This is a genomic window from Desulfoplanes sp., assembly GCF_054921335.1.
Window position 1 is genome coordinate 1 of sequence record NZ_JBUDSQ010000092.1, and the last position, 8,224, is coordinate 8,224.

Genomic DNA, 8,224 nt, shown 5'->3' on the forward strand with positions numbered 1-8,224 from the left:
GGTGACCATGTCGAGGAGAGGATGTACAGGACCGGCGATATGGTGCGATGGACTGCAGAGGGCGAGCTCATTTTCCTGGGGCGTAATGACGATCAGGTCAAGATCCATGGCTACCGCATCGAGCTTGCGGAAATCGAACAGCAACTGGCTTTGTTCGAGCCGGTAACCATGTGCGCGGTGCGCGTGGTCGAGCGTGACCGGGATACATCGTTGTGCGCCTATTATACCCTTGCCGGGGAATCGTCTCCCGGTGATGCGGCGATTGCATCCACCGACATACGCGACTTTCTGGCCACGGTTCTTCCGGAATACATGATCCCGTCCTTGTATGTGCACCTGGAAAGCTTTCCCATGAATACGTCGGGCAAGATTGACCGCAATAACCTGCCCGATCCGGACACCACGGTGGTCAGCGATGCCTATGCCCCGCCCCGCAGCAGACTCGAGGAAGAGCTGTGCGGGCTCTGGCAGGAAATACTGGGCATGGAGAAGATCGGCATCAACGACGATTTTTTCAGCATAGGCGGCAATTCCATTCTGGCCATAAAGCTTTCCCACACAATGAGCGGGATTTTGGGACGAGAGGTGGCAGTGGCGGATATTTTCACAAACAGGACCATTGCTCAGTTTGCTCAGACCGATGATCAGGAGCCGGATGAAGCCGAAGGGGAGGTGATAGAATTATGAGCCTGGCAGCATTTTTCAGCGGACTGAAACAACGGGGTGTCGCCCTGTGGAACGAAAGCGGCAAATTAAAAGCCTTTCTGCCCAAAGGCATCACGCTGGACCCCGATGACAAGGCATTCATCGCCGCCAACAAAGGCGACATCCTGGCCGCGCTCACGGCAAACAATGTCACCACTCAGGCGGGTTTTACCGGCAGGACGATTTTCAAGGATTTGCATCCAGGCACCACATACCCTTTGTCATTTGCTCAGGAACGGTTGTGGTTCCTCGAGCAATTCCAAGGAGGCAGCAGCGCCTACCATATTCCCATGGCCTTTGATCTGGGGCCCGGGGCTGATCTGGAGGCTTTCAGCACAAGTATCACCGCCCTTGCCATGCGTCATGATGTGCTGCGCACGGTGTTTTGCAAAGATGACGACGGGAATGAGTATCAGTCTGTCCTGGATGTTCTGCCTGACCCCATACGGGAAGAACGGATTACGGAGAAAAGTCTCCCGGAAAAGTTTGTATCGTGCCTGAATCAGCCTTTCGATCTGATCAATCAGGGTCCTTTGAAGGTGTTCATCTTCATGACCGAAACAAGCAGATACGCCCTGATCATTGTGCACCATATAGCCTTTGACGGCTGGTCCATGGAGATTTTCCTCCGGGAACTCGAAATGTTCTATCTGCATTACAGGGATGCTGCAACGCTGAACCTGCCTGATACGGATATCCAATACAGGGATTTTGCCCTGTGGCAGAAAGCGTATCTTGCGGGAAGCGAACTTACGCGCCAGCTGGATTTCTGGAAAAACGAACTGCAGGGATTCAAAACCCTTGAATTTCCCACGGACAGATCCCGTCCGGCCCGAGTGGATTACCGGGGAGGGAGCATCTCTTTTACGCTGACGGAAGATCTCTCGACACAACTTCGGAACCTGGCCGCTCGCAAGAAGGTGACCCTGTTCACCCTGCTTGCGTCCACCTTCTCTATCCTGCTGCACAAATATACCGGTCAGAACAATCTCATTATCGGTACACCCACGGCCGGCAGAAATCAGAACCAGCTGGACAATGTGATCGGTTTTTTCGTCAACAGCATGGCCTTGAACATAGCATGGGAGGACGACCCGAGTTGTGACGCGCTTGTCGAACAGGTCAGCCGGACCCTTGCCAACACCCGGGAGTACCAGGATCTTCCCTTTGAAAAACTGGTGGACGCCCTTGACCTGGAGCAGGACCTGTCCCGCCATCCGATTTTTCAGATCATGTTCGGGGTTCAGAGTTTTGCAGACACCAGGGACAGCGTTTTTACGAGCCTTCCCCTTGATGCGTATTACCAGCCGGCCAAATTCGATCTGAGCCTGTTTGTGGATGAAAACGGCCCGGTCCTCAAAGGGGTTTTCAATTACGCTGTCTCGCTTTTCGACGCATCGACCATCGAACGGATCACATCCCACTATATCACTATTCTCGAGCAGGTGACATCCCACAGCGGTTGCAGGCTGGGGGAGATCGATATGCTTTCTCCCGCAGAATATGAGCAGATGGTGTATACGTGGAATGAAACCGGTGCGCCGTACCCATCCGATGCCACCATTGTTCAGCTTTTTGAGGAACAGGTTGCCAAAACACCCGACGCACCGGCGGTTCTTTTTCAGGATGAGACACTGACCTATGCCGAGCTGAACGAACGTGCCAATCAGCTGGCCCACACCATCAGGAGAGATTTTCGGGAATACATCGGAAGCGACATCCAAAGCGACACCCTGATAGGCATCTATATCGGACGTTGTGTGGACATGATCGTCGGAATTCTCGGTATCCTGAAAGCAGGGGGGGCGTATGTGCCCTTTGACTCGGACGATCCCCAGGAGCGCCTCAAATTCAAGATCAATAACTGCGGATGCAAAATGGTGCTCACCTCCTCCGACAGGCTGGAGGATCTGGTCTTTCTGGCGGAGACCGATACCCTGCCCATATCCCTGGATGCCTATGCCGGGGAGATAGACCTGGCACCTGTGAGCAACCCGAAACGTATCAACACGCCGGAGGATCTGGCCTATATCATCTATACGTCCGGTTCCACAGGCAGACCCAAGGGGGTGATGCTCGAAAACAGAAGCGTCATCAATTATGTGTACAATTTCAAGAACTCCACTGCACAAGGCAGAAAAGTCCAAGACCTGTCCAGCAGCCTGAGCTTCGATCTCACGGTGACGACCACCCTTGCGCCCCTGCTTACGGGAAACACCATTGCCATCTACCCGGGCAGCCTCAAAAATCTGGACGAGTACATAGATCATATCAGGAGGCACGGTGTCACGTTTCTCAAGACGGTTCCGAGTTTGCTCTACCTGCTCCTGCAGCGGGAACTGCCCGCAAGTCTCAAGGAGATATTTGTAGGCGGTGAAAAGCTGAGCAGAAACCTGTTGTCCAATATGGACGGTCTGACCATTTTTGACGAATACGGCCCCACCGAGGCCACTGTGGGAACGACCCTGTCGTGTATATTTCCCGACAATCAGAGCGGTATAGGCAGGCCGTATGCCAATTATCGGATCTATATTCTGGACGAAAATCTCAGGCCCGTTCCTGTGGGCGTGCCGGGCGAGATGTATATCGGTGGGGATAGTCTGGCCCGCGGATACTTCCGGCGTCCCGATCTGACCAGGGAGCGGTTCATCCCCAACCCCTTTGCCACCGACGAAGAACGGCAAAAGGGATGCAATCTGCGTATGTACAAGACCGGGGATATCGCCCGCCGGCTGCCGGACGGGAATATCGAATACCTGGGGCGCAACGACGATCAGGTGAAGATCAGCGGGTTCCGGGTGGAGCTTGGGGAAATCGAAAACAAGCTGGCCGCGTATTCCGGCATTGCCCAGTGCGTGGTCATCTGCCGCGAACATAACGGGATCAACTACCTCTGCGCCTATTTCACGGCTGATCGGAAAATACGGCCGAATGCCCTGGGCGATCATCTTGCCGGCCTGCTTCCCTATTATATGGTGCCCCGGTATTTCATCCAGCTTGCGGTCATGCCGCTTACGGTCAACGACAAGGTCGACCGCCGTGCTCTGCCCGAACCCGCTTTTACCGGGGATGCGGCAAACTACGCGCCTCCCCGCAGCGATACCGAGGATGCTTTGTGCCGATTGTGGCAGGAAGAGCTGGGCGTCCACAAGGTGGGCATCGGTGATGATTTTTTCAGGCTGGGGGGCAGCTCCATCCTGGCCATCAGGCTCTGCCACAAGATGACCAGAATGCTGGGACGAGAAATCCCGGTGGCCTCGCTGTTCGATCTGAAAACCATCAAGGCCGTCTCCGAGGGGATGGGCCGGTTCAAGCGTCTGGTGAAAATCGAGCCCTGCCCCAAAGATCACGCTGTTCTCTCCTTTGCCCAGGAGCGTCTGTATTTCATCGAGGAGTATGAAGGGGGGAGTACGGCCTACAATATCCCCATGCTGTACGAGCTTGCTGATGACATGGACATCCCGGCCCTGAAAAAGGGGATTGTCGACCTCGTGGACAGGCAGGAAGTGCTGCGGACCGTGTTTGTGAAAAGCGAGAAAGGGGACGTGTATCAGAAGGTGGGTTCTGCACCGCTGGAAATTGAGGATGTGGAACTGGCCGCAAAGGATCTTCAGGACCGGGTGGAACAGGCCATCAATACGGTGTTTGATCTCCATCATCAGTATCCTGTACGGGTTGTCTTCTATCATACCGAAACGAAGAACTACGTACTGATAAATGTCCACCATATCGCCTTTGACGGCTGGTCCACGGACATTTTTCTGCGCGAGCTGGATCAGTTGTATCGTCACCACAGGGACGGCAGCAGACTCTCATTGCCCGAGCTGGATATCCAGTACCGTGATTTTGCCGCCTGGCAGCGTGGCTTTCTTTCCGGGGACACCCTGCAGGCCGAGCTCGATTACTGGCAGGAAACCCTTAAGGGATACGAAACCTTTGCCTTTCCCACGGACAAGCCCCGGCCCGCTGCGGTTCAATATGACGGTGATTATTATACCATCCGGCTGGACCGTGAGCTTTCGGAAGAGCTGCGAACCGTGGTGCGCGATTACGGGACAACGGCGTACAGCCTGTTCTTGAGCGCGTTCTACATCCTTCTGCACACGTACAGCGGTGAGCATGACGTGCTCATCGGCACGCCCACGGCCAACCGCCATTACGCGCAACTGGAAAATCTTATCGGTTTTTTCGTGAATTCCACGGTTCTTCGGTGCCGGTTCACGCCGGATCTCGATATCCGGGGATTGATGGACAACACGGCCTCGTCCCTGTCCGATCTGCAACTGCATCAGGATCTGCCCTTTGAAAAACTCATCGACCTGCTTCAGGTGGAAAAAGATCCTTCCCGCCATCCCCTGTTTCAGATCATGTTCAGCCTGCAGAGTTTCGGCGAGGATGAAACATCGGGCACCCTCGACTATCTGACACCCGTGGACAGTTCCGAGCTGTACAAGATCGCCAAATTCGATCTCAGTCTTCTGATCAACGATGCCACAGATTCGATCTCCTGCGGTTTCAACTATGCAACCAGTCTGTTCGAGCGTCCCACCATCGTCCGGATGGCACGGCATTATCAGGAAATTCTGAAACTGATTGCACGGGGTGCCAACAAGCGCATCAGGGATATTGTTCTGCTTTCCCCCTCGGAGTACGACACGATCCTGCGGGACTGGAATGAGACAGGGGCTTTCTATCCCGCCCGTAGAACCATTGTCCAAATATTTGAAGACCAGGCTGCGGCAACCCCCGACGCTTGCGCCCTGGTCTTTGAACAGGAAACATTATCGTACCGTGAGCTGAACCGCCGGGCCAACCGGCTGGCGCACACCATCCGGCGCGATTATGCCGAATTTACAGGAGAGGAGATAGCGGGCGATACCCTGATCGGCATCTATATCGAGCGCAGCGTGCACATGATCGTGGGTATTCTGGGTATTCTGAAATCGGGCGCGGCCTATGTTCCCTTTGATCCGGCCGATCCCGGTGAACGGTTGCGTTTCAAGATCCGTGACTGCGCCTGCCGGATGATTCTCACCTCTTCAAATTGCATCAGCGACCTGGTTTTTCTGACCGACCAGGAAACCCTGCCCGTGGCCCTGGATGCCTACCAGGATGAAATCGCAAAGAGTCCCGCCGTAAACCCGGTTCCCGTGAACACCTCCAGGGATCTGGCCTACATCATCTACACCTCGGGCTCCACCGGAACTCCCAAAGGGGTCATGATCGAGCATTACGGGGTGGTGAATCTTGCCTTCTCCCACCGTAAAAGTTTCGGCATCACCGAAGGCTTTCGCATTCTGCAGTTTGCCCCGACCAGTTTTGATGCATCTGTTTCAACCCTGTTCTGCGCATTGTTGAATGGAGGCTGTCTGTGCCTGTGCAGCGAAGAGCTCAGAAAAGACGTGTACAAATTGGCCGGGTTCATTGCCGAGCAAAAAATCGACCTCATCGATATCCCCGCCAAACTGCTGGAGCTCATGCCCAGGGACGTGGATTTTCCCTGTTTGCAGCATATCATCACTGCCGGTGAGGTCTGCGACAAGCAGACCATGGATTACTGGAGTGAGAGGGCAGCGCTGGTCAACGCCTACGGCCCGACAGAGGCGACCGTATGCACCACAATGGGGGATCATGCGCCGTCAATAAGTAACCTGAATATCGGCACACCCATCAGCAACAAAAGGGTGTATGTTCTGGATGCCTCCATGCGTCCGGTTCCTGTGGGCGTGCCCGGGGAGCTGTATATCGGTGGTGACGGCCTGGCTCGCGGCTATCTGAACCGGGAGGAGACGACAGCCGAGCGTTTTGTGCCCGACCCGTTTCTGAGCGCGGACGGTTCCGATCATCTCGAGCAGAGGATGTACAAAAGCGGCGATATGGTGCGCTGGACAGCATATGGCGACCTTGTCTTCCTGGGTCGGGGTGACGACCAGGTTAAAATTCATGGGTATCGCATCGAGCTTGCGGAAATCGAGCAGAAATTGTCCCTGATCAAAGGAATACGAATGTGTGCCGTGAACGTGGTTGAGCGTGAACAGAACAGATCCCTGTGTGCCTATTACACCTTGTCCGGCGACGTATCCTCCGAGGGCTTACGACCTAAATCCGAAGACATCCGAACCCATCTGGCCACGGTTCTCCCGGAATACATGATCCCCGCCTATTACGTGGAATTGGAACACTTTCCCATGAACACCTCGGGCAAGATCGATCGCAAGAACCTGCCCGAGCCGGATGTTCGGAGCAGCGAAAGCGACTATACAGAGCCCGAAACAGACCTGCAGAAACAGCTCTGCGCCATTTTTGAAGAACTTCTCGGCGTGGACCGGGTGGGCATCACCGATGATTTCTTCAGAATGGGCGGGGATTCGATTCTCAGCATCCAGCTCAGCTCCCGTTTGAAAAATGCCGGGCTGGAATGCGCGGTCAAGGACCTTTTCAAGAATCCCACGGTGGCGAAGCTGGCAGAACACCTCAGTTCAGGCACAGAGAAAGAGGTTGCCGTCATAGCCGAACAGGGCATTTTGGAGGGTGCATTCGATCTGCTGCCCATTCAGGAATGGTTTTTCGACAAGGTGGCAAGCAGGGAATTTCCCGAGTACAATCACTGGAACCAGAGCTTCATGGTCAGGGTTCCCCTGCTCGATACGAACCGCCTCGAACAGGCAATCCTCGCCCTTGTTGCGCACCACGACATGCTCAGGACCACCTTTGAGGGCGGGAAACAGCGATACAACCGGGAAATCGTTATCCCGGACTTGAAGATACTGGACCGAAGCGGTCTGAGTGATGAAGAGGTTGTGGGGATACTCACCGGCTGGCAGAGCGGGTTTGACATCGAGCACGGCCCCTTGTGGCAGTTCGGGTATGTCACGGGCTATGATGACGGCAGCGCCGGAATCTATGTTGCCCTGCACCATCTGATCGTGGATGCGGTGAGCTGGAGGATTCTGCTCGAGGATATCAGACGTAGCTACGAGGGCACGACCTTAGGCGAAAAAACAAGCAGTTACCGCCAGTGGGCGGCAGCCATCAACGCATATCCTCAGCAGCACGAGGACGAAAAGGCGTATTGGAAAAACCTGATGGAATCCCTGCCCGATTACACATCGTGGGGGGAGAATCATGACCAACCCCTGCAGCGTGAAATACGGCTGAGCGAGGAAATCACCGGTCGGCTGCTCAAGGAGGCCAATGAGGCCTATTTTACCGGGATAAACGATCTGCTGCTGACGGCTTTTGCCTATGCGCTGCAAGCGTGGCAGGGCGCAGCCATTCAGGGCATCACCCTTGAAGGGCACGGCAGGGAAAACATCGATCCGTCTTTGGATCACAGTCACACCCTGGGCTGGTTCACCAATGTGTATCCGGTGCGCCTCAACCTGGGGGACGATCTGGGCCAGAGCATCATGAACATCAAACAGAGCCTGCGTCAGATCCCCGCCAAGGGAATCGGATGGGGGGCTTTTTGCCGTGCCCATGACCGGGGCGCGGGTGATTCATGCTTTCAGAGCGACAA

The 8,224-nt window shown here is 55.0% G+C and carries 2 protein-coding genes; both read left to right on the forward strand.

Translation table 11 applies throughout. The annotated features are described in order from the left end of the window. The coding region (locus ACY692_RS13200) for a phosphopantetheine-binding protein (protein ID WP_462325844.1) at window positions 1-687 on the forward strand (687 nt) is incomplete at its 5' end. After that, on the forward strand, window positions 684-8,224 hold a 7,541-nt coding region (locus ACY692_RS13205; protein ID WP_462325845.1), incomplete at its 3' end, for an amino acid adenylation domain-containing protein. The genes ACY692_RS13200 and ACY692_RS13205, both read left to right, overlap by 4 nt.